The organism is Pseudomonas sp. R151218B TE3479, assembly GCF_053629195.1.
Genome location: NZ_JBRJHV010000001.1, coordinates 1,600,676 through 1,622,590, shown reverse-complemented (window position 1 = coordinate 1,622,590; position 21,915 = coordinate 1,600,676). Strand labels below are relative to the sequence as shown.

Here is a 21,915-nt window from a genome sequence, read left to right as displayed (position 1 = left end):
TAGTGGCGAACTGATTGCCTTGCCGACAGTCGAAGCGGGTAACTTTTTGCCTTTCCGTGTTTCATGAAGGACGCCCATGTCGCTTTTCAAAACCGCCTCCGTGGCTGCCATTGCCCTGACCCTGGGCGCTTGCCAAAGCCTGTTCCAACCCAACTATCGCGCACCGCTGGAGACCACCCGCGACGCTTCGGAACAACTGCAACCCGGCTGCGCCAGCGCCGACTGCCCATTGGTGAACATCGATACCCTGCACTTTCCCACCGAGCCAGCCTTGGACGGCATCGTCGAAAAACGCCTGCTGCAAATGACCCGCACCCCGGACGCCCCGGTGGCACCGACGCTGGCGGCCTATCGCGAACAGTTTTTGCGCAACGCCGCGCCGCGCAACAGCAGCTATTTGCAGGCCAAGGTACGCGAGCAACATGACGGCCTGGTGATCATCGAATTGTCCAGCTACCTGGACACCGGCGGTGCCCACGGCACGCCAGGGCGCGGCTTCATCAACTATTCGCGCCAGCAGCACAAGGTACTGACCCTGTCGGACATGCTGCTGCCAGGCCAGGAAGAAGCCTTCTGGAAAGCCGCGCAAGTCGCCCACAACAGCTGGCTGATCAGCACCAAGCTGGATCAGGAGCCCGAGTTCCTGAAACAGTGGTCCTTCCAGAAAACCCCGCACGTGGCGCTGACCTACGGCGGGGTGATCCTCAAGTACGAAGTGAGCACCATCGCGCCGTACGCCCTGGGTCACATCGAACTGAAGATCGCCTATCCTCGCCTCAATGGCATCCTCAAGCCCGAGCTGTTCCCCGGCCGTAGCTGAAAGCCCGACCCAACAGCAGTTGCAGCAACCCTGCCAGAATCAGCGACGGCAGGGTTGCACCGACATCCGGATAGAGGTTGGCCAGCAAATGATAAGTGCTCACCCCACCCAGCCACGCCAACAGGGCCGGCCAGCGCAACGCGGCTGACACCACTTGGCTGCTGCGTTTGCGCAGGATGAAGTGGTCCACCAGCACCACGCCGAACAGCGGCGCGAATACCGAGCCGATCAGCAACAGGAAGTTCTGATATTGCGCCAACGGTGCGAAGCAGGCGATCAAGGTGCAGATGACGCCTATCGCCAAGGCCAGGTGCTCGACCTTCAACCCCGACAGCATGCCGCTGGACACTGCCGCCGAGTGGATGTCGGCGAAGGCGTTTTCCGACTCATCCAGCAGAATCAGCAGTAACGGAATGCCCAGGCCGGCACCGGCCAGGGCCAGCAGCAACGCGTTGACTTCACCGCTCGGCGCGAACGCCAGCGTGTAGGCCACGCCCAGGCTCATCAGCCAGAAATTACCGATGAAGAAACCCACGGCCGTGCCGCCGAAGACGTTTTTGGCGCGCTGGCCGAAACGTGAGTAGTCGGCGATCAGCGGCAGCCAGGACAACGGCATGGCAATCGCGATATCGAATCCCACCGCCAGCGGCATCGAACCGTCGCCTGCCTGGGCCCACAACGCCGCCAGGTCGGCCTTGGCGAACAGGTTCCAGGTCAGCCAGATGCAGGCCGCCAGCAGCAACCAGATACCCCACTTGCGCAAGACCTTGCGCACGAAGGTCAACGGCCCACTCACGGCGAGCAGGGTCGCCAGGGCGCCGAAGAACAGCGTCCACAGCAACGGGTTCGACCCCAGACTGCCTTCACTGAAAGCCCTCGCGCCGAGCAGGCTGGCGGCATCGCGCATGACGATGATTTCGAACGAGCCCCAGCCGATCAATTGCAGCAAGTTCAACACCGCCGGCACGCTCGCGCCCTGGCTGCCGAGGCTGAGCTTGAGGGCGGCCATGGCCGACAGGCCAGTGTCACTGCCGATCACCCCGACCGCCGCCAGCAGCAGGACGCCCACCAGCGTGCCGAGGAAAATCGCCAGCAACGAACCACTCAGGCCCAGGCCCGGCGCCAGCAAGGCACCGACCTGCAAGACCATCAGGCCGATGCCGAGGGAGAACCACAGGGAAAACAGATCACGGGCGCCGAAGACGCGCTTGTCCAGGGGGACGGCGGTGTCTGGGGAGTAGGTGCTGGGTTGGATGTTCAAGAGTGTTATCTCAGAGGAATATTTGTTGTTCTGATGATCGCCTTCGCGAGCAAGCTCGCTCCCACAAGGGATCGCAGGTGCACACGGATTTTGTGTCCACAATAGATCCCCTGTGGGAGCGAGCTTGCTCGCGATGAGGGCAGTGAAAACACCGCCCCCTCAGCTCACATCACACTTTCTTGTAAAGCTGACTACCTTCCTTCTTGAACCGCTCAGCCTGCTCCGCCAAGCCCTGGGCGACATCGACATCCACCGCTTCAATGCGCTGGTTGGCGGCGTACTCGCGCACTTCCTGGGTGATTTTCATCGAGCAGAATTTCGGCCCGCACATCGAGCAGAAATGCGCCACCTTGGCCGAGTCCTTCGGCAGGGTTTCGTCGTGGTACGAGCGGGCGGTGTCCGGGTCCAGGCCGAGGTTGAACTGGTCTTCCCAACGGAACTCGAAACGCGCTTTGCTCAAGGCGTTGTCGCGGATCTGCGCGCCCGGGTGGCCCTTGGCAAGGTCGGCCGCGTGGGCGGCGATCTTGTAGGTAATGATCCCGGTCTTCACGTCATCCTTGTTCGGCAGCCCCAAGTGTTCTTTCGGGGTCACGTAGCAGAGCATGGCGCAACCGAACCAGCCGATCATCGCCGCACCGATACCGGAGGTGATGTGGTCGTAACCCGGCGCGATGTCGGTGGTCAGTGGGCCGAGGGTGTAGAACGGCGCCTCGTCGCAGCACTCGAGCTGCTTGTCCATGTTCTCCTTGATCAACTGCATCGGCACGTGGCCGGGACCTTCGATCATGCATTGCACATCGTGCTTCCAGGCGATCTTGGTCAGCTCGCCCAGGGTTTCCAGCTCGCCGAACTGCGCTTCGTCGTTGGCGTCGGCAATCGAGCCCGGACGCAGGCCATCGCCCAGCGAGAAGCTGACGTCGTAGGCCTTCATGATTTCGCAGATGTCTTCGAAGTGGGTGTAGAGGAAGTTTTCTTTATGGTGCGCCAGGCACCACTTGGCCATGATCGAACCGCCACGGCTGACGATCCCGGTGACGCGCTTGGCGGTCATCGGCACATAGCGCAGCAACACGCCGGCGTGGATGGTGAAGTAGTCGACGCCCTGCTCGGCCTGCTCGATCAGTGTGTCGCGGAACAGCTCCCAGGTCAGGTCTTCGGCCACGCCGCCGACTTTTTCCAGGGCCTGGTAGATCGGCACGGTGCCGATCGGGACCGGCGAGTTGCGGATGATCCACTCGCGGGTTTCATGGATGTGCTTGCCGGTGGACAGGTCCATGACCGTGTCCGAACCCCAGCGGATGCCCCAGGTCAGTTTCGCCACTTCTTCTTCGATGGACGAACCCAGCGCGCTGTTGCCGATGTTGCCGTTGATCTTCACCAGGAAGTTACGGCCGATGATCATCGGTTCCAGTTCGGTGTGGTTGATGTTGGCCGGGATGATCGCGCGGCCACGGGCGATTTCATCGCGGACGAATTCCGGGGTGATGACTTTCGGCACGCTGGCGCCGAAGCTGTGGCCGGCGTGTTGCTGGTCCAGCAGACCGGCGGCGCGGGCCACTTCCAGCTTCATGTTTTCGCGGATGGCGACGTATTCCATCTCGGCGGTGATGATGCCTTTGCGCGCGTAGTGCATCTGGCTGACGTTGGCACCCGGCTTGGCGCGACGCGGGTTGTTCACGTGGGCAAAGCGCAGCTTGGTGAGCTCGGGGTCGGCCAGGCGTTCCTGGCCGAAGTTGGAACTCAGGCCCGCCAGGCGCTCAGTGTCGCCACGGTCTTCGATCCACGAAGAGCGCACGTCGGCCAGGCCTTTGCGCACGTCGATGGTCACGTTCGGGTCGGTGTACGGGCCCGAAGTGTCGTACACCACAACCGGCGCGTTGATTTCGCCGCCGAAGTCGGTGGGGGTCACGTCGAGGCTGATTTCGCGCATGGGCACGCGGATATCCGGGCGGCTGCCCTGGACATAGATTTTTTGCGAGCGGGTAAAGGGCTGGACCGATTGCTCATCGACCTTGGCCGAATCACTGAGGTTGGTCGCGTTTTTTGCTTTTGTCGTCATCACGGGCTCTCCAGACACACATCCAGGCAGTGGATTTTTGTCGGAGCGAACCTGTAGCGAATGGACGCATCCCTGCACGAAAGTGCGGATGCTGTGCTTGCTGCTCGAGTGCGTTCAATGGTCGAACGACATCCCGGACGAAGCACAAGAGGACTCGCCGGGTGACGAGAAATCTTGTTCCCTACGCAGGCGTTAACCTGATCAGGTTCAACGGGATCCGAAATTATTCGATCTCAGCCTCATAGCAAGGCACCCCGACAAGAACCCGGCCAGTCTAGACACAACCACCACAGAACGCCATCACCCGGGTAAAAGGCGTGATGAATGGCGTATATACAGGATTGTTGCCGTGCGCGGGCGCAACTACACTCGCTACGCCGCGCCTCTTGTGCGCAAACATTCGAGAAGTAGGGATCGCCTCATGCTGCGCAAACTTTCACTGGCCCTCGCCGTGTCTTGTGCGTCCAACGGAATGGCCTGGGCTGCCGAAGCGCCCCTGACCACCAAAACCGATCTGGTGAGCGTCTATCAGGAAGCGGTGGACAACAACGCCGACCTGGCCGCTGCCCGCGCCCAGTATGGTGCCCAGAAGGAAGTGGTGCCCCAGGCCCGTGCCGGGTTGTTGCCGAACCTGTCCGGCGGTGCGGAAGTCGCCAATGTGCGCACCGATATCGACCAGCCTGCCGCAGTCGCCAGCCGTAGTGCCCGCTCCTACCAGGCCACGCTGTCCCAACCCTTGTTCCGTGCCGATCGCTGGTTCCAGTTCCAGGCCGCCAAGTCGGTGAATGAACAGGCCGCACTGCAACTGTCGGCCACCGAGCAGAACATGATCCTGCAAAGCGCCGAGAGCTACTTCAACGTGCTGCGCAGCCAGGACAACCTGGCTTCGACCAAGGCCGAGGAAGCCGCCTTCAAGCGCCAGCTCGACCAGTCCAACGAACGCTTCGACGTCGGCCTGTCGGACAAGACCGACGTGCTGCAATCACAGGCCAGCTACGACACCGCACGCGCCAACCGAATCCTCGCCCAGCGCCAGGTCGAGGACGCGTTCGAAGCGCTGATCACCCTGACCAACCGTCAGTACAACTCGCTCCAGGGCATCGTCCACACCCTGCCGATCCTGCCGCCGACGCCGAACGATGCCAAGGCCTGGGTCGACACTGCGGCCAAGCAGAACCTCAACCTGCTGGCCAGCAACTACGCGGTCGATGCCGCCGAAGACACTTTGCGCCAGCGCAAGGCCGGGCACGCGCCGACCCTGGATGCCGTGGCGAAATACGAAAAAGGTGACAACGACGCCCTGGGCTTCAGCAACCCGAACGCATTCGGTCGCTCGTACAGCGGCGACGTAGAGCAACGCACGCTGGCCCTGCAATTGAACATACCGATTTTCAGCGGCGGGCTGACCAGCTCCCAGGTGCGCGAGTCCTACTCGCAGCTCACCCAGACCGAACAGCAACGCGAAGGCCTGCGCCGCCAGGTGGTGGAGAACACTCGTAACCTGCACCGCGCCGTGAACACGGATGTGGAGCAGGTCCAGGCCCGGCGCCAGTCGATCATCTCCAACCAGAGCGCGGTGGAAGCCACGGAAATCGGCTACCAGGTGGGCACCCGCAACATCGTCGATGTGCTCGATGCCCAGCGTCAGCTGTACACCTCGGTGCGCAACTACAACAACGCACGCTACGACTACATCCTCGACAACCTGCGTCTGAAGCAAGCGGCCGGGACGTTGAGCCCGGCGGACCTGCAGGACCTGTCGCGCTACCTCAAGCCCGACTACAACCCCGACCGCGACTTCCTGCCGCCGGACCTGGCCCAGGCAGCCTCGCAGCAGTTGCGCTCGCGGCCGGCGCAATAACGACGATACCTTTGTGGCGAGGGAGCTTGCTCCCGCTGGATCGCGAAGCGGTCCCATTTCTAGTGGGCGCTTCGCACCCAAGCGGGAGCAAGCTCCCTCGCCACAACAGCGGTTCCCACTAGGGCAAAGATCACCGACTGGCGAGCAACCGCCCCAACCCCTCCAGCAACCGCTGCAACGCGCCCTGGTTGGTGCGCATCACCTTCAGCCCTGCCTCGGCCATGCGCTGGGCGTCGCGGGGCAGTTCGAACAGACGCTGCACCGCCAGGGCCAGGCTTTCGGCATCTTCCACTTCCGCCAGCGCTCCGGCAGCACGCAATTGCGCGGCGATTTCGAGAAAGTTGAACAGGTGCGGCCCACTGAGCACCGGTTTCGCCAGGGCCGCCGGTTCGAGCAGGTTGTGCCCACCGTTGGGCACGAGGCTGCCACCGACAAACGCGCTGTCGGCCAACGCGTAGAGAAACAGCAGCTCGCCCATAGTGTCGCCGAGCAACACCGAAGCCTGGGCGGTAACCGGCTGACCGCTGGAGCGCCGCACCGTGACCAGACCTTCGTTTTCACACAACTGGTGCACCGAGTCAAAGCGCTCGGGATGACGCGGCACCAGGATCAGCAACGCATCGGGATAACTGTCGAGCAACCGACGGTGAGCCGCCAGTACCACTTCGTCTTCACCTTCATGGGTGCTGGCGGCGATCCACACCGGGCGCTCGGTTGCCTGCCACTGGCGACGCAAGGCGCTGGCGTCTTCGAGCAGTTGCGGGTCGATGGTCAGGTCGAACTTGATGGAGCCGGTGACCTCGACGGTTGCCGCCCGGGCGCCCAATTGACGAAAACGCTCGGCTTCGACTTCTGTCTGCACGGCGAACAAGCTCATCTCGGCGAGCATGGGCCGGGTGAGCTTGGGAAAGCGTGCATAACCCCGCGCCGAACGCTCCGACAACCGCGCATTGGCCAGGGCCACGGGTATGCCACGCCTGGCGCATTGATGAATATGATTGGGCCACAGCTCGGTTTCCATGATCACCGCCAGGGACGGGCGAACCCGGTCGAGAAACCGCTTGGCGGCGCAGGGCAAGTCGTAAGGCAGATAACAATGCTGGATGCGTGGCTCGCTGGCGAACATCGCCCGGATCCGCTCCGACCCGGTGGGCGTCATGCAGGTGACGGTGATCGGCAGCTGTGGATAACGTTGCAGCAAGGCGCGGATCATCGGCGCGGCGGCAATGCTCTCGCCCACCGACACCGCGTGCACCCAGATCCCCCCCGGCACCATGACCGGCAGTCCCCAGGAGAATCGCTCGCCGATGCGCCGGGCATACGCTGGCGCCTTGCGGGCCCGCAACCACAGCCGAATCGCTACCAGTGGCAGCCCCAGATAAAACAACGCGCTATAGAGAGTTCTGTTCATGGCGGCGGAGTTTATCGGTTTTTCAGCCGATCGCCTGCAACTGCACGGCAAAACGTTCCGCCAGCCAACGGGCCGCCGGCCCCAGGGGTTCGTCGCGGCGCCAGACCAGTTCCACCACCAGGGCCGGCGGGGTCCATTCGCTGCTGAGTTCGACCATGTCCCCCAGGTACGCCGGGTACTGCACCACATGTCGTGGCAACCAGGCCCAGCCCAGGCCACTCCTCAGCCATTCGGCCAACACATAGAAACTGTCGGCTCGCCAGACCTGCGGGCTGGCCTGCTCACTGCCGGGGTAAACACTGGACTGGGTCGCCATCAACAGCTGGCGGTGCCGGGCCATTTCCCGGCAGGTCACATAAGCATGGTTCGCCAGGGGATGATCCCGGCCGCACACCGTGACCATTTCGACGCTGCCCAGTACCCGGCGCTCCAGCGCTTCGGGAATCTGGTCGTGGTAGAACAGCAAGCCGAGGTCGGCACGCCGCTCCACCAGTTTGCGCGCCACGTCGCCCTGGGCGGCGCTGGCCAGTTGCACTTCGAGGGTAGGAAATTGCTCGGCCAGGGCCGCCAGGCTGTCGATGACCGGTTGATAAGGCATGGCTTCATCCTGGGCCAGGCGCAACGACGCTTCCTGCCCACGCATCAAGGCCAGGGCCCGACCGTTGAGGCGCTCGCACTGGCGCAGCACTTCCCTGGCTTCTTCGAGCAGGGCTTCACCCGCGTCGGTGAGCCTGGGCTGACGGCCGCTGCTGCGCTCGAACAGGCTCACCCCCAAGTCGTCTTCCAGCAAGGCAATCGCACTGCTGATGGCCGATTGCGCCTTGCGCTGGTCCCGGGCTACGGCGGAAAACGAACGTTTCTCGGCGACCCCGACAAACAGCCGCAGTTGCTCCAGATTCCACTGTATGTTCATGGCTCAACCTATCTCCATTACAGATAGGTAATGACTTTACCGCATCTGGGCGATCTCTAGAATGACCCCATCGAAAGACGCAACCGTCAAAGAGGAACCGCCCATGAACGCCTACTACTACCTGGCCATCGCCATCTGCGCCGAAGTGATCGCCACTGTTTCGATGAAAGCGATCAAGGGCCTGAGCACACCCCTGCCCCTGCTGCTGGTCATTGTCGGCTATGGCACCGCGTTCTGGATGCTGACGCTGGTGGTGCGCACCGTACCGGTGGGCGTGGCCTATGCGGTCTGGGCCGGGCTGGGGATCGTCATGGTCAGCGTGGCGGCGCTGTTCATCTATGGGCAGAAACTGGACGTGCCAGCGATGCTGGGGATGGCGCTGATTGTGTTGGGGGTGGTGGTGATCCAGCTATTCTCCAAGACCGCCGGGCACTGAAAACACACTGATCATTAATTGGAATACCTTGTGGCGAGGGGATTTATCCCCGCTGGGGTGCGAAGCGCCCCCTTTTTCAAGACAACTGGCATACCGTGCTGTCAGGTTCTGGGGCTGCTGCGCAGCCCAGCGGGGATAAATCCCCTCGCCACAGTTGGACTACAGGGGGATCAGACGCATCTCATCGAGTCTGTATACTGCGCCCTCGTCTTGAACACTGAGGTCGCTGCATGCCATCCGTTATTTCCACCGACATCCTGATTGTCGGCGCCGGAGTCGCCGGCCTCTGGCTGAACGCGCGCTTGCGCCGCCTGGGGTTTTCAACCGTGCTGGTGGAAAGTGCCAGCCTCGGTGGCGGGCAGAGTGTCAAATCCCAGGGCATCATCCATGGCGGCGCCAAATATGCCTTGCATGGCGCCCTGACCGGGGCCTCGGAAGCCATCGCCGACATGCCGCGCCGCTGGCGCGAAGCCCTCAAGGGTGACGGCGAGCTGGACCTGTCCGGCGTGCGCATGCTGTCCGATGCCCATTACCTCTGGTCCCCCGGCACCCTGGCCGGCAACCTCACCAGTTTCTTCGCCAGCAAGGCCGTGCGCGGACGGGTCGACCAGGTCAAGGGCGACCAATTGCCGCCGGCCCTGCAAGACAAGCGCTTCAAGGGCAAGGTCTACCGCCTGGCCGAGTTGGTGGTGGATGTTCCCAGCCTGATCGAGCGCCTGGCGGAACTGGCCGGCGACAGCCTGCTGGCCGGGCAGCGCATCGAGCCACTGCGCGAAGCAGGTGAATGGATCGGGCTGAAGGTCGACGGCCGTGAGATTCGGGCCCAGCGCATTATCCTCAGCGCGGGTGCGGGCACCGCTGACCTGCTCAAAGCCCTGGGCCTGGACAAACCGGCCATGCAGACCCGGCCGTTGCACATGGTCCTGGCCAAGGGGCCGAGCCTCAAGCCGCTTTACGCCCATTGCCTGGGCGGCGGACCGAAGCCACGCGTCACCGTGACCACCCACCCGGCCGCCAATGGCCAATGGGTCTGGTACCTGGGGGGCGACCTCGCCGAAGGCGATGCCATCGCCCGCGAGCCCGCCGAGCAGATCGCCGTCGCGCAAAAAGAACTTGGCCAATTGCTGCCGTGGATCGACCTCAGCACCGCGCAATGGGCCACGTTGCGGGTTGACCGCGCCGAACCGTTGCAGTCGGGCCTGACCCGCCCGGATAACGCCTTCCTCGCCGAGCAGGATCGCCTGCTGGTGGGCTGGCCGACCAAACTGGCCCTGGCCCCGGACTTCGCCGATCGGGTGGTCAACGCGCTGCAGCGCGATGGCATCCAGCCCAGTCACCCGGCGCCGCTGCCGGACCTGCCGAAGCCGCCCATGGGCGTACCTGCCTGGGAGCAACTGCTGCCATGAGCCAAGCGACCCTGCATGACCTCTTTCGCCCTCTGGGCCATGACGGCCCGCGGGTTTCCCCCCTGGGCCTGGGCACCGTCAAGCTGGGCCGCGACCAGGGCGTCAAATACCCCAACGGCTTTCAGATTCCCGATGACGACGAAGCGCGCATGTTGCTCAAACTCGCGCGCGACCTGGGGATAAACCTGATCGACACTGCACCGGCCTATGGCCGCAGCGAAGAACGCCTCGGCCCGCTGCTGCGCGGCCAACGTCACGACTGGGTGATTGTCAGCAAGGTCGGCGAAGAATTCAGTGACGGCCAGTCGCGCCACGACTTCAGTGCCGCCCATACCCGATTCTCGGTGGAACGCAGCCTCAAGCGCCTGGAAACCGACTATATCGACCTGGTCCTGGTGCATTCCGACGGCAATGACCTGGCGATCCTCAACGACAGCGAGGTCTACCCGACCCTGGCGGCGCTCAAGCGCGAAGGCAAGATCGGCGGCTTCGGCTTTTCCGGCAAGACCGTCGACGGCGGCTTGAAGGCCTTGGAGCAAGGCGATTGCGCGATGGTCACCTACAATCTGAACGAACGAAACGAAAAGACGGTCATTGACTACGCCAACGAGCACGGCAAAGCGATCCTGGTGAAAAAGGCCCTGGCCAGCGGCCACGCCTGCCTGAGCCCCGGGATAGACCCGGTTCGTGCCAGTTTCGAACTGTTGTTTGAGCATCCTGGGGTCGCCAGTGCTATTGTCGGCACCATCAATCCGCTGCACCTCGCCCATAACGTCGCGACCGTAGCCACGGTCCTGCGTAAACACTGACGCCGCCCTACGCGGCCTTAAGGAAGGAGCCGACATGCCGCGTACGCTCATCAGAAAGAATCCGAGTAACTTCAAGACCCTGCCCCTCTTCGTCGAAGCGACCCCCGAAGGCCTGACTTACCAGAGTGTCGGGATGCCGCTGAATTTCGCCCAGACCTTGCAGCGCCGACGCCCTGTCGCGGTGGCCGATCCCGAGCGTTTTTCCTTGGAACTGGCCAACCTGGGCGTTTCTGTGCGCCTGACCCTGCATTGGCAGAACCGCGACTATTGGGTGCTGGTGCGCCAGCGTCGGCAAGATCGCGGCGATGTGGTGCTCAAGCTGATTTCCGGCTACGTCCCGGCCCACGAACTGAACCTGCCGCTGCTCACCGCCATCAGCGAGATCGCCGAAGAATGCCTGTTGGAAACCCCTGAAGGCTGGCTGGGCGGGCGCTTCAACGACACCTGGCTGCCAGCCCCCTACGCCACGGCCTTGCACTACCGCGAGGCCTTGCCGTTTCGCCTGACGCCCCTGTCGGGCTCGGCCCGCCCGGTGCGTAGCGCCAACCTGCAACTGATCGAACGGCCACGGGCCTACGTGCACCTGCCGACGGCATCCCTGCAATTGATCTATGACTTGCGCCTGGACGTGCCCAAGGAAGCCAAGTCCCTGAGCCTGTTTCACGTCGATGAGCGCCTGGAGGGCGACCAGTTGGTGGCACGGCTGGACCGCAAGCGACCGGACCTGTACCTGATGCCGCTGCAGGATGGGCAGCCCTTGCCCGAGCTGTATACCTTGAAAAAGGATCAGTTGTACCCGGCTAGCACCCGGGGGCTGTACCTGGCGGAAAGTTTCGCCCGGCAGGACGGCTGGCTGGTGCGTGACGAGCGGATTCGCTGGAAGGACTGGCTGCGCCAGCAAGGGCTGACACCACCGGGCAAGGAATCGGGCCTGACCCGACTCAAGGGCAAGGCCCGGCAGTTGCTCAAGAAGATTGTGCCGCGCAAGGTGGCTCGTTAGGCCTGACGTCCATTTTCTGGCTGGACAATGAGCCCTGTGGGAGCGAGCTTGCTCGCGATGGCGTTGGATCATTCAACCTCGATTAGGCTGATACACCGCTATCGCGAGCACGCTCGCTCCCACAGGTTCTGCGCTTTGCCTGACACATCAGTTGTTGCGGATCTTCTCCACGATCGCCGTCGTCGAGCTGTTTTCCACCAGCCCCAACACCTTCACGGTACCGCCGTAGGCCGCGACAATGTCGGCGCCGACGACTTGGTCGATCCCGTAGTCACCGCCCTTGACCAGCACATCCGGCTTGACCTGGCGCAGCAGGTTTTCCGGCGTGCCCTCGCTGAAGCTGATCACCCAGTCCACCGCGCCCAGGCCGGCCAGGACCGCCATGCGACGGTCGACGCTGTTGATCGGACGGCCCGGCCCTTTGAGACGGCTCACGGAGGCGTCGTCATTGACCGCGACGATCAGGCGATCACCCTGGGCCCTGGCCTGCTCCAGATAGGTCACATGGCCGGCGTGCAGGATGTCGAAGCAACCGTTGGTGAAGACGATGCTTTCGTTGTGGGCACGGGCGTCGTCAACGGCCAGCAGCAGTTGCTCCAGGCCCAGCACGCCCCGCTCGGAGCCTTCCTCGCGCTGGATGGCGCGGCGCAACTCGGGGGCGCTGATGGCTGCCGTGCCGAGCTTGCCGACGACAATGCCCGCCGCCAGGTTAGCCAGGGCGACCGCATGGGGCAGCTCCTCGCCGGCAGCGATCGCCGCGGCCAGAGTGGAAATCACGGTGTCGCCGGCCCCCGTCACGTCGAACACTTCACGGGCACGGGCCGGCAGGTGCAACGCAGGGTGACCGGGGCGCAGCAAGGTCATGCCGTGCTCGCCACGGGTCACCAGCAAGGCACCGAGGTCGAGGTCTTGCATCAGCTGCGCGCCTTTGCTCACCAATTCGTGCTCATCGGCGCAACCGCCGACGATGGTTTCGAACTCGCTGAGGTTCGGCGTGATCAGGCTGGCGCCACGGTAGACGGAAAAATCCTTGCCCTTGGGATCGGCCAGGACCGGAATGCCACGGGCACGGGCGGCCTGGATCAGCGCCTGGTGATTCTTCAACGCGCCTTTGCCGTAGTCCGACAACACCAGGACCTTGACGCCTTCGAGCAAGTTGTCGACCTCGGCACCGAGGGCCAGGGGGTCGGTGGCGAAAGGTTCTTCGAAATCGATGCGCAGCAGTTGCTGGTGCCGACTCATGACCCGCAGCTTGACGATGGTCGGCTGGTGCGCAACGCGCTGGAATATCGCACGTACGCCTGCGCCCTTGAGGCTGTTGGTCAGGCTGTCGGCCGCCTCATCGTCGCCGGTCACGCCCACCAGGGAGGCCGGTGCGCCGAGGGCAGCGATGTTCAAGGCAACGTTGGCGGCACCGCCGGGGCGATCCTCGATGTGCTCGACCTTGACCACCGGTACCGGCGCCTCAGGGGAAATCCGTGAGGTACCGCCATGCCAGTAGCGGTCGAGCATGACATCGCCGACCACCAATACAGGGGCTTGATCGAATCGCGGCATGGACAACTTCATGGAGCATCCCACATACAAAATGAACAGGGCCGCGATATTAGCACAGGGTTGGCGAAGGCTTGTCCATGGCTGCAACGCGAAGCCAGGACGTTTGTCCCATCAGATTTGCAGTAGCGCCGATAGCCGCGTACAGGCCTGGGCCAACTCCACCTCGCTGGTATCGATCGCGCAGTCCGGCGCAAGCGGCGCTTCGTAGGGGCTGTCGAGCCCGGTGAAGTTCTTGATCCGCCCGGCACGGGCCTCGCGGTACAACCCCTTGGGATCACGCTGGGCGCAGACGTCAAAGGGTGTACTCACATAAACCTCCACGAAGGTGCCCTCGGGAAACAACTGCCTGGCAGCTTCCCGGTCGGCACGAAACGGGGAGATGGCCGCGACGATGACGATCAGGCCGGCATCGACCATCAGGCGCGCGACCTCGGCAATGCGGCGGATATTTTCCTTGCGGGACTCGGCATCCATGCCCAGGCCCCGGCACAACCCCTGGCGCAGGTTGTCACCATCGAGCAGGGAGGTATGCAAGCCCTGCTGGTTGAGCTGCACTTCCAAGGCATTGGCCAGGGTCGACTTGCCCGCCCCCGACAGTCCTGTCAGCCAGATGCAGCGTGGCCGCTGGGCTTTGATGGCCGCCCGGTCCGCCGGCGTGAGCGCCTGTGCATAAGCACGAATCTGCGCCTGCTGCATCGGTACGTTTGACGTTTCATTCATAACCAAGCATCTCGTAATCACGTTGGTACACCCGCCGCACCAGTCGACGGGTCCGTACTGAGCACATGTCCCTGACCGGCATCGTGGTGCGCTGCCAGCTGTGGTTCACATGGGGCAACCTCGCGACCACCCCCAGGTGTTCGCACACTCGCTGATAGTCCCGGTCCAGGTATTCCTGGTAGCCGATGAAGTCCATCGCCAGGTGGCCGAGGGAATCGATGAGGAAATCCGTCTGGGCAGCGAAATGCAATTGCCGGGTGATGTTCTCCGGGTGCAGCCATCGCGCGACGAAATCATCGAAGTCCCGGTATTGGCCCACCATTTTCTGCGCCGCCTGGTCGCGCGCGCCCAACGTGTTGCCCCGCAGGAAAGCATAGGCTGAATAAGCACGCTCCAGCGGATCGCGAACAAAGGCAAATTTGAAACTGGCGGCGTACTGCTGCGCAAACTGCTCTTCGTACCAATACAGCGGCAAGTGGCCCGGACTATAGCCATCAAAAAGCCCCACGCAAACACTGCTGCCGGCGCATTTGGGCACGTGGATGAACAGGCAGGCGCGCTGGGCAAATGCATCGGGAAAACGGCAATTGGCCGACATCGACTTGTTCACGACCTGTCGGTCGACAACCGACAGGCGTCCCAACAGAAAGGAGCGCTGTGACTTGGGCAGCAGCTTCCAGAGATAGCGTTGCAGCATTCAAACACCCACGCGGAAGGGATGACCCCCTCGATGACTGGAGTGGGTTCAGGAAAGTCCTGTAGCCAGACCTTAGCAGTCACGGGTCGCGGATTTATTGTGGATTGGTCAACGCAGGTAAAGTTTTCGATACAAACTCAGTGGGAGCGAGCTTGCTCGCGATGGTACCGGCACACGTTCAACATCACTGGCCCGGACACACCGCTATCGCGAGCAAGCTCGCTCCCACAGTGGTTCTCAGGTGCATGTAACATGTGTGTCCAACACCGGATGGGAGCGAAGCCGGCCGAGAGAAACAGGCCGGCTCACAGCCTGGGGTCCGAACTCAGGCGATATTCTGGGCGGGAGCGTCCAGCCCCATGGCATGAAGACGTGCGTAGTAGCCGTTCTGCGCCAAGAGCTCGTCATGGGTCCCCCGTTCGACGATCCGGCCCTGGTCCATCACCAGGATCAGGTCGGCCTTTTCGATGGTCGACAACCGGTGAGCGATGACCAGGGTCGTACGGCCTTTCATGACCTGGTCCAGCGCGGCCTGGATATGCCGTTCGGACTCGGTGTCCAGCGCCGAGGTGGCTTCGTCGAGGATCAGCAGCGGTGCGTTCTTCAACAATGCCCTGGCAATGGCCAGGCGCTGGCGTTGGCCGCCGGACAACAGCACGCCGTTTTCGCCCACCTCGGTGTCCAGGCCATTGGGCAACTGCTCGATGAAGTCCATCGCATAGGCATCCCGGGCCGCCTTTTCAATGTCGGCCCGCGGAGCACCGGCCAGATCGCCGTAGGCGATATTGTTGGCCACCGTGTCGTTGAACAGGGTGACATGCTGGGTCACCTGGGCGACATGACGACGCAGGTTACGCAGGCGGTAGTCTTCGATTTCCACGTCATCGAGCAGGATCTGGCCGACCTCATGGTGATAAAAGCGCGGGATAAGGCTCGCCAGGGTCGACTTGCCGCTGCCCGAACGGCCCACCAGCGCAATCATCTGCCCGGGTGCCGCGGTGAAACTGATGTCCTTGAGCACCTCGCGCTCAGCGCCGGGGTAGGTGAAACTCAGGTTGCGCACGTCGAGACGACCGCTGACCCGTTCCTGCTCGACCGTCCCCCCGTCGACCTCCGGTTCTACATCCAGTTGCTCGAAGATACTCTCGGCACCGGCCACGCCTTTCTGGATGGTGGAGCTGACTTCCGAGAGTTGGCGAATCGGCTTGGGCAGCAAGCCAGCAGCCGTGATGTAGGCCACCAGGTCACCGGCCGTCGCGTCACCGCGCAGGAACAGCACCAGGAACATCAGGGCCGCCATGGCGGTGTAGATCACCAGTTGCAGCATCGGCGTATAGACCGCGCCGGTACGCGTCATGCGCAATTGCTTGTCGGTGTTGCCCTGGCTGGCGCTGGTAAAGCGCTGCTCTTCATAGGCCTCGCCGCCGAAGCTGCGCACCACGCGGTAGCCCTGGATGGTCTCGGAGGCAACGTGAGTCACGTCGCCCATGGCCACCTGGATCTTTTTGCTCTGCTTGCGGAATTTCTTGCTGGTACTGCTGACCATGACCGCGATCAGCGGCAGGATCGCCAACATCACCAGGGTCAGCTTCCAGTTCATCCATACCAGGTAGGCGAAGAGGAACACCACGGTGAGACCTTCGCGGATCACCACCTTGATAGCATCGGTGGCCGCCCCGGTGACCATGGTCACGTTGAAGGTGATCCGGGAGATCAGGTGGCCGGAGTTATGGGTGTCGAAGTAGCGATTGGGCAACACCAGCAATTTCTTGAACAGCTCGACCCGCAGGTCATGCACCAGCCCCAGGGAAACCCTGGCCAGGTAATAGTTGCCCAGGAACGACCCCAGGCCCTGCCAGGCAGCGATCAGAATGATCAGCAGCGGCACCGCCATCAGCAGTTTCAAGTCCTTGAGGTACGGCACGTTGGGAAAGAGCACCGCATCGGGGTTGCTCAAGCCGTCGACGAAATATTTGAGAATCCCGGCCAGCATGGGCTGGGTCGAAGCAAATATCACGAAACCCAGGATACTCAGCAGAAAAATGCCCGCGTAGGGTTTGACGTATCCCAGCAACCGAAAATAGATCTTCAGGCTGGAATCCTGTTCCGCTTTGGGCGGTGCGTCACTCATCGTCGGGCTCACTGGTTAGGAAGAACGCGGAATTTTATCACAGCCACCGGCATTGGCCTGCGCCCAGGTCAAAACGCTGGCCAGGCCAATCGGCAGCCAGGTAATGAACCATTCGGCGCGGGGGGTTCCGGTCAGGCTCGCGGCGTCGAACTGCATCGCCAGGAACGAAAACACCCACATGCCGAGCACGCCACGGCCCAGCAGGCTTTCCCGGGCGCGCCAGGCTTCGCGCAACACCCCGAACCAGACAATGCACCACAGCAGCAGCCCCGGCAGCCCGAGTTGAATGGCGACATGGCTGAACAGATTGTGGGCGTGATCGAACTTGAGGCCGTGAATGATAACCCGATAGTCGGCCGCCACACCAAGACCACCCCATGGGCGCTCGGCAATCATGTGCAGGCTCGACATGAAAATCTCGGGTCGATAGGAAGCACCGCGCGCCATGACCAACGGCTCGAGCAACCAGAAGGTCAGCATGGCCAGCACCAGGGTCGTGGCGGCGATAATCCGGACCCGCTGGTCCCGGCAATAGATCGGCATGGCCAATACGCTGAGCAGCAAGGCCAGCGCAGCGCCGCGACTCTGGCTCGCCACCACGAAGATCCCCAGCAGCGCCAGGGCCAGCGCCCAAAGCACTTGCAGGCCGCGGTGACGCGGCATCCAATGCAGCATCCAGATCGCCGCCAGGCCGATCACGTAGCCACCGAGGATTGGATGGGACAGCTCCCCCAACCCTTCCAGGCGCACATCCCATGGATTGTTTGCCATACCGTAAAAACGAACGATTGCCATCAGCGCCGTCAGCGCCAGCCCCAGCCCCCCCCATTGCATGATGCGAATCAGCCGTTCGGGCTGGCCGTCGGCGAAAATCGGGAAAAATATGAGGAATACCAGGATATACAGCAGTCGCTTGGCCTCGCGGGCCGGCTCCGCCGCGTCGGCCCAGTACAGCGTGATCAACGCCCAGGCCATCAGCGCCAGCAACGCCACGTAGATCAACCATTGTGCGCGCCACAACTCCAGCAGTCGTTGACGCGCCGGCCAGGCGAAGATGATCGCCGGCAACCAAACAAAGGCAACCAATCCTTGTTGATACACTTTGTTGGTCGGTGCCAGGGCTATCGCCAGCAAGAACCATAACAAGCCAAAGGCCATCCAGCCTTGCGCCCAACGTGTTGCCTGCATCTAACGCTCCTAATCGGTCTACCAGCCAAACCGGCATGGTGAAAACAAAAACTTTTGGGCATCATGGCCCGCCACGGCACCGGTTCTTTCAACAAGGTTTCCCTACGATGCAATCCTCACGGCTTCCCCAAGCCGCTTTGAATCAATTGATTGAAGGCGCCACTATTCTGGAGGCCGACAGCTACGGCCCAAAAGTCTATCTGCTGCAGGATGGGAATATCCTCAAGCTGTTTCGCCGCAAGCGGCTTTTTTCTTCGGCCCTGCTAAGGCCTTATTCAACGCGATTCATCAATAATGCAGCCCGCCTGCAGAAGCTCGGCGTACCGACCCTCGAAGTGCTGGCCCTCTACAAACTGCAAAAACCCGGGATGACCGCCGTACTGTATCGACCGCTTCCCGGTAAAACCCTGCGTCAATTATCGAATCAGGAAAATTTCAGCTGGCAGCATACCCTTCCAGCACTTGTCGAGTTGATCCGCAGCCTGCATGCCAGCGGTATTTATTTTCGCTCGCTGCACCTGGGCAACATCGTAGTCACGCCTGAAAACCAACTGGGGCTGATCGACGTGGCCGACATGCGCTTCCTGCGTTCGCCGCTGCCACGCTACCTGGCACGTCGCAACTTGCAGCATTTCGCTCGTTACATTGCCCGAGAGAACCTGAACGGGAGCTTTCCGATGCAAGCATTGGAGAACGCCCTACTGGCTGCCTGAGATCAACTGCCGCGCGACCTGGCTGAAGCTCGACCAGGCCTCGTCAGGGGCCAGTGCCCGGTACTGGGCCGCCGCGACCGTATCGGCCGAAGCCTGCGCCGCTCGTTCGATCGCCTCGCTCCAACCGCTTTCGTCGTTGGGCATCGCATACCAGCCGGTGTCGCCCAACTGTTCACGAAAGACCGCAAGTTCGCTGGCCAGCACCGGGACACGAGCCAGGACAGCCTCCTGGAGGGTCAGCCCAAGGCCCTCGTCCAGGGACGGGATCAACACCCAGTCAAATGCCCGATAGAGCGTCGCCACATCCTCCAGATGCCCGACCAGCAAGATCTTGCCGACCAGGTCCGGTCTGGCGATCCGCGCTTGCAGCGCTTCGCGCCTCGGCCCCTCGCCGACAATCACCAGGCGCCAATCGGGATGGTGGGTCGCGGCCCGGCCAAAAGCCTCCAGCAGACAGGCGAACCCCTTGCTGTCCACCAACCGTCCCACCGCGCCAAATATGCGCATCTGCGGGCCAGGCAAACCCAGTCGGGCACGTGCCGCTTCGCGAGGCAACAGCGCAGCCTGGAATTGCGCCGGATCGAAGGCGCTACGCAGCGCAGCGACCTGCATGCCCAACTCGTCCTGGAGCGACGTCGCCAGGGTCTGGGAGACCGCTGCCAGGGTCAGGCGGGAGGCGGGAAAGCCGCACAACAGTTCGCGACCCGCAGGATTGAGCCGTGTCGCACCATGGAAAATCACCACCACGCGGATCTGCGGCATAGCCTTGAGGACGGGCAACAAGGTACGGGCCACGCCGATGCCATCGAGCAATACCACACGTGCATCGCTGTCGAGCAACGCCCGACGGAAACGACTGTGCATCAGGGGTTTGAGCAGGCGCCAAACGTGTCGGCCCTTGAGCCGGGCCGATGTCATATTCCACTCGAGCGTCGCCCCGACATCAATCTGACAGGCAGCCGCCGACCCCTGCAAGAGCCATGTCTTGACAGGCATCGCTGGTTCCATCCGCGAGAGAATCTGATTATGGACCTTGTGTACCGAAGCGAACGGTGCACCGCCCGCCCACATGACATTGATAATGCTCATCGAGCAGCAAACCTTTTATCGCGGACCAGGATTCATGCTTCGCGGCATTCAGTAGTTGATAAGCCAACCAATACAGACTCCGAGCAAGAGAACCAAGGACAACTTGATCTGCTCGCGGCGCTTGCGGCGAGCCTTGCGCTGGCGCTCCACGGGCACTTCCACATGGACCCCGAATCCGGTATGCAAAACAGCATCCCCTTCGAGCGTGACTGCCGTCAAGTTCAACTCGGCATAACGAAGAGACAAGGCTTTTTCACCGCCGAAACCGGCGAAAGGGGCACAGAGCCGATACTCCTTCAACCGCCGCAGGCCAGGATTGAGCGAGAAGCTTTGCCATTCGGGCTTGTCTGAAATCAATGGGTAACAGGGCACGCCGCCGATGACTTCACGTTCGCCCAAGCGAATGTAGGGACTGTGTACGCACAAATCGTAGACATAGTTACGCAACCACACCTGAAGAATATCCGGTCGCTGCTCCAGGATCGTACGCGAATCTTCCACGAAGGCCGGGCGATAGAACGCCCAGTCGTCCTCACAATGAAAGATATAAGCCGTCTTGACATGCTCGTAGGCCAAGTCGATCGAAGCCAGTTGCCCCAGCTTCGGTCGATTGACGAAAGCCGTCGTGCGGTCCTTCCAGTGAGCGGGAATGACGGCATGCACGCCTTCGTCGCCGGCATCTTCGGTAATGAAGACCTCACGGATCGGCGCGGTGTTGAAACGGTCGAAGCTCTCCAGGGTCTGCTTGAGCAGATCGAGCCGGCCGCAACTGGTTACCACCAGGGTAATGTCACTATCGTCGGAAAACTGCACTGAAATACCATTTAGTCAAACGCCATCTGAACACCGGATGGCTCAACGGTTCGTATCAAACGCCCAGCTTCAGGCGCAATGTCTCCAGCAGACTCAACGGGGCACGAGGCCGCAGCGGCGGCTCCAATGCTTCAACGATTTTCTGCCCGATGCGCGCGAAACTGAACTGTTCCAGCGCCAGCTTCTGACCGTTGTGCGCCACATTGCGCGCCAGCTCGGGGTCGGCGCGCAGCCGGGAAAGCTTTTCCTGAAGTTGCGGGATGTCACGGTACAACACCACGTTATGCATGTCCTGCAACCCCAGCGCCCGCGCCTCGTCGATACCCTGATCGAACGCCAGCAGCACACAGCCGCAAGCCATGGCTTCGAAATTCTTGATCATGAATTCGCCCATGCCCACGTCGGCACTGACGAAAAAGCGGATACGGTTGAGGGTCTCGCAATACTCTTCGCCGGACTTGGTCCGGGTCACGACCAGTGGCTCAACCCGGCCCAGCTCATCCAGCAGCGCCTTGCGACCACTATAGGCAACACTGTTGGTGCTGCCGACGAAGGCCAACTCGATATCCCGCTCACGCCCCTGATCCTGCAATAACGACTGATCGTAGCCCTTGGGCACGAATACCGCATCGAAACCTTCGCCGCGCAGACGTTCGGTCACCATGAAGCCGGAACTGATCACCCGCACCCACGGCAGGCGACGGTAATGCGCACTGAATTTTCCGGTGTATTTGCACGGAATGTAATTCTGATAGGCATCGTGCTCGAGGATCACCAGGTTGGGGATCGTGCGGATGAAGCCGGCCTGACGAATTTCCTGCTTGAAACGCAGGAAAAAAATGATCCGGTCATAACGCGATACGTCCACATGGTGGCGGAAATACCCCCGCAGGTTGCGTTGTTCCTTGCTGTCGAGCCAGCGCAGGTCGCACTCGCAATGAGCGGCCACGCCTTCGTAGAGTCGGTCCAGGATGGCCCGCTGTTCTTTCTGCACCAGAAACAGAACTTTCATCGTTTTCCTTGCGGCACCG

General features: G+C 62.1%; 19 protein-coding genes and 1 riboswitch. Of the genes, 7 read left to right on the top strand and 12 right to left on the bottom strand.

Features of this window, described 5'->3' with window-relative positions; translation table 11 throughout:
- Nucleotides 1-76: 76 nt before the first annotated feature.
- Nucleotides 77-820, top strand: a complete 744-nt coding sequence (locus AB7M32_RS07225) for a DUF3298 domain-containing protein (protein WP_060739446.1) — start codon at nucleotides 77-79, stop codon at nucleotides 818-820.
- Here AB7M32_RS07225 and cytX read toward each other — a convergent pair.
- The gene (gene cytX, locus AB7M32_RS07220) at nucleotides 789-2,081 is read right to left on the bottom strand and encodes a putative hydroxymethylpyrimidine transporter CytX (RefSeq protein WP_454249513.1); all 1,293 of its coding nucleotides are present in this window, start codon (nucleotides 2,079-2,081) and stop codon (nucleotides 789-791) included. The two genes, AB7M32_RS07225 and cytX, sit on opposite strands and share 32 nt — an antisense overlap.
- 169 nt (nucleotides 2,082-2,250) lie before the next feature.
- Complete coding sequence (gene thiC, locus AB7M32_RS07215; RefSeq protein WP_454249512.1) at nucleotides 2,251-4,140, bottom strand: phosphomethylpyrimidine synthase ThiC; 1,890 nt, start codon at nucleotides 4,138-4,140, stop codon at nucleotides 2,251-2,253.
- Between the two features lie 161 nt (nucleotides 4,141-4,301).
- Nucleotides 4,302-4,407: riboswitch (TPP riboswitch) on the bottom strand.
- Nucleotides 4,408-4,561: 154 nt separating this feature from the next.
- Here thiC and AB7M32_RS07210 point away from each other — a divergent pair.
- Nucleotides 4,562-6,001, top strand: coding sequence for a TolC family outer membrane protein (locus AB7M32_RS07210; RefSeq protein WP_454249511.1), 1,440 nt, complete (start codon nucleotides 4,562-4,564; stop codon nucleotides 5,999-6,001).
- A 130-nt stretch (nucleotides 6,002-6,131) separates the two neighbouring features.
- Here AB7M32_RS07210 and waaA read toward each other — a convergent pair whose 3' ends face one another.
- A complete protein-coding gene (gene waaA, locus AB7M32_RS07205; protein ID WP_454249510.1) occupies nucleotides 6,132-7,412 on the bottom strand; it encodes a lipid IV(A) 3-deoxy-D-manno-octulosonic acid transferase in 1,281 nt (426 codons plus the stop codon).
- 22 nt (nucleotides 7,413-7,434) lie between these two features.
- Nucleotides 7,435-8,325 carry a LysR family transcriptional regulator gene (locus tag AB7M32_RS07200; RefSeq protein WP_454249509.1) on the bottom strand — a complete coding sequence of 297 codons (891 nt, stop codon included), beginning with the start codon at nucleotides 8,323-8,325 and terminating at the stop codon, nucleotides 7,435-7,437.
- 103 nt (nucleotides 8,326-8,428) lie between these two features.
- Between AB7M32_RS07200 and AB7M32_RS07195 the strand changes: the two genes are divergently transcribed.
- The 4 genes from AB7M32_RS07195 to AB7M32_RS07180 all read left to right on the top strand — a co-directional run bounded on the left by AB7M32_RS07195 (nucleotide 8,429) and on the right by AB7M32_RS07180 (nucleotide 11,976).
- Nucleotides 8,429-8,761 (top strand): DMT family transporter, encoded by a 333-nt coding sequence (locus tag AB7M32_RS07195; protein ID WP_003197153.1) that lies wholly within the window; start codon nucleotides 8,429-8,431, stop codon nucleotides 8,759-8,761.
- A 230-nt stretch (nucleotides 8,762-8,991) separates the two neighbouring features.
- Nucleotides 8,992-10,167, top strand: coding sequence for an NAD(P)/FAD-dependent oxidoreductase (locus AB7M32_RS07190; RefSeq protein ID WP_454249508.1), 1,176 nt, complete (start codon nucleotides 8,992-8,994; stop codon nucleotides 10,165-10,167).
- Nucleotides 10,164-10,976 carry an aldo/keto reductase gene (locus tag AB7M32_RS07185; RefSeq protein WP_454249507.1) on the top strand — a complete coding sequence of 271 codons (813 nt, stop codon included), beginning with the start codon at nucleotides 10,164-10,166 and terminating at the stop codon, nucleotides 10,974-10,976. The genes AB7M32_RS07190 and AB7M32_RS07185 overlap by 4 nt, the downstream gene beginning before the upstream one ends.
- Nucleotides 10,977-11,010: 34 nt before the next feature.
- Nucleotides 11,011-11,976: a metal ABC transporter ATPase gene (locus tag AB7M32_RS07180; RefSeq protein WP_072407149.1), complete on the top strand. Its 966-nt coding sequence runs from the start codon at nucleotides 11,011-11,013 to the stop codon at nucleotides 11,974-11,976.
- A gap of 147 nt (nucleotides 11,977-12,123) precedes the next feature.
- Here AB7M32_RS07180 and hldE read toward each other — a convergent pair whose 3' ends face one another.
- The 5 genes from hldE to AB7M32_RS07155 form a co-directional block, all read right to left on the bottom strand.
- On the bottom strand, nucleotides 12,124-13,545 hold the full coding sequence (gene hldE / locus AB7M32_RS07175) for a bifunctional D-glycero-beta-D-manno-heptose-7-phosphate kinase/D-glycero-beta-D-manno-heptose 1-phosphate adenylyltransferase HldE (protein WP_454249506.1): 1,422 nt from the start codon (nucleotides 13,543-13,545) through the stop codon (nucleotides 12,124-12,126).
- Nucleotides 13,546-13,644: 99 nt separating this feature from the next.
- A complete protein-coding gene (gene cysC / locus AB7M32_RS07170) occupies nucleotides 13,645-14,253 on the bottom strand; it encodes an adenylyl-sulfate kinase (RefSeq protein ID WP_454249505.1) in 609 nt (202 codons plus the stop codon).
- Nucleotides 14,246-14,950 (bottom strand): sulfotransferase family 2 domain-containing protein, encoded by a 705-nt coding sequence (locus tag AB7M32_RS07165; protein ID WP_454249504.1) that lies wholly within the window; start codon nucleotides 14,948-14,950, stop codon nucleotides 14,246-14,248. Before AB7M32_RS07165 ends, cysC begins: the two co-directional genes overlap by 8 nt.
- Nucleotides 14,951-15,275: 325 nt before the next feature.
- Nucleotides 15,276-17,081, bottom strand: a complete 1,806-nt coding sequence (gene msbA, locus AB7M32_RS07160; protein ID WP_454249503.1) for a lipid A export permease/ATP-binding protein MsbA — start codon at nucleotides 17,079-17,081, stop codon at nucleotides 15,276-15,278.
- A gap of 15 nt (nucleotides 17,082-17,096) precedes the next feature.
- Entirely contained in the window at nucleotides 17,097-18,269 is a 1,173-nt protein-coding gene (locus AB7M32_RS07155) for an O-antigen ligase family protein (protein ID WP_454249502.1), read from the bottom strand.
- Nucleotides 18,270-18,376: 107 nt separating this feature from the next.
- On the opposite strand from AB7M32_RS07155, the gene AB7M32_RS07150 reads away from it, so the two are divergent.
- Complete coding sequence (locus AB7M32_RS07150) at nucleotides 18,377-18,982, top strand: toluene tolerance protein (protein ID WP_454249501.1); 606 nt, start codon at nucleotides 18,377-18,379, stop codon at nucleotides 18,980-18,982.
- Here the strand turns inward: AB7M32_RS07150 and AB7M32_RS07145 are convergent.
- The 3 genes from AB7M32_RS07145 to AB7M32_RS07135 are packed head-to-tail and all read right to left on the bottom strand — an operon-like array spanning nucleotide 18,968 to nucleotide 21,896.
- Nucleotides 18,968-20,071 (bottom strand): glycosyltransferase, encoded by a 1,104-nt coding sequence (locus AB7M32_RS07145; RefSeq protein WP_454249500.1) that lies wholly within the window; start codon nucleotides 20,069-20,071, stop codon nucleotides 18,968-18,970. The two genes, AB7M32_RS07150 and AB7M32_RS07145, sit on opposite strands and share 15 nt — an antisense overlap.
- 48 nt (nucleotides 20,072-20,119) lie before the next feature.
- Entirely contained in the window at nucleotides 20,120-20,884 is a 765-nt protein-coding gene (locus AB7M32_RS07140) for a hypothetical protein (RefSeq protein WP_072407168.1), read from the bottom strand.
- Nucleotides 20,885-20,939: 55 nt separating this feature from the next.
- Nucleotides 20,940-21,896 carry a glycosyltransferase family protein gene (locus AB7M32_RS07135; RefSeq protein WP_454249499.1) on the bottom strand — a complete coding sequence of 319 codons (957 nt, stop codon included), beginning with the start codon at nucleotides 21,894-21,896 and terminating at the stop codon, nucleotides 20,940-20,942.
- Nucleotides 21,897-21,915 lie beyond the last annotated feature (19 nt).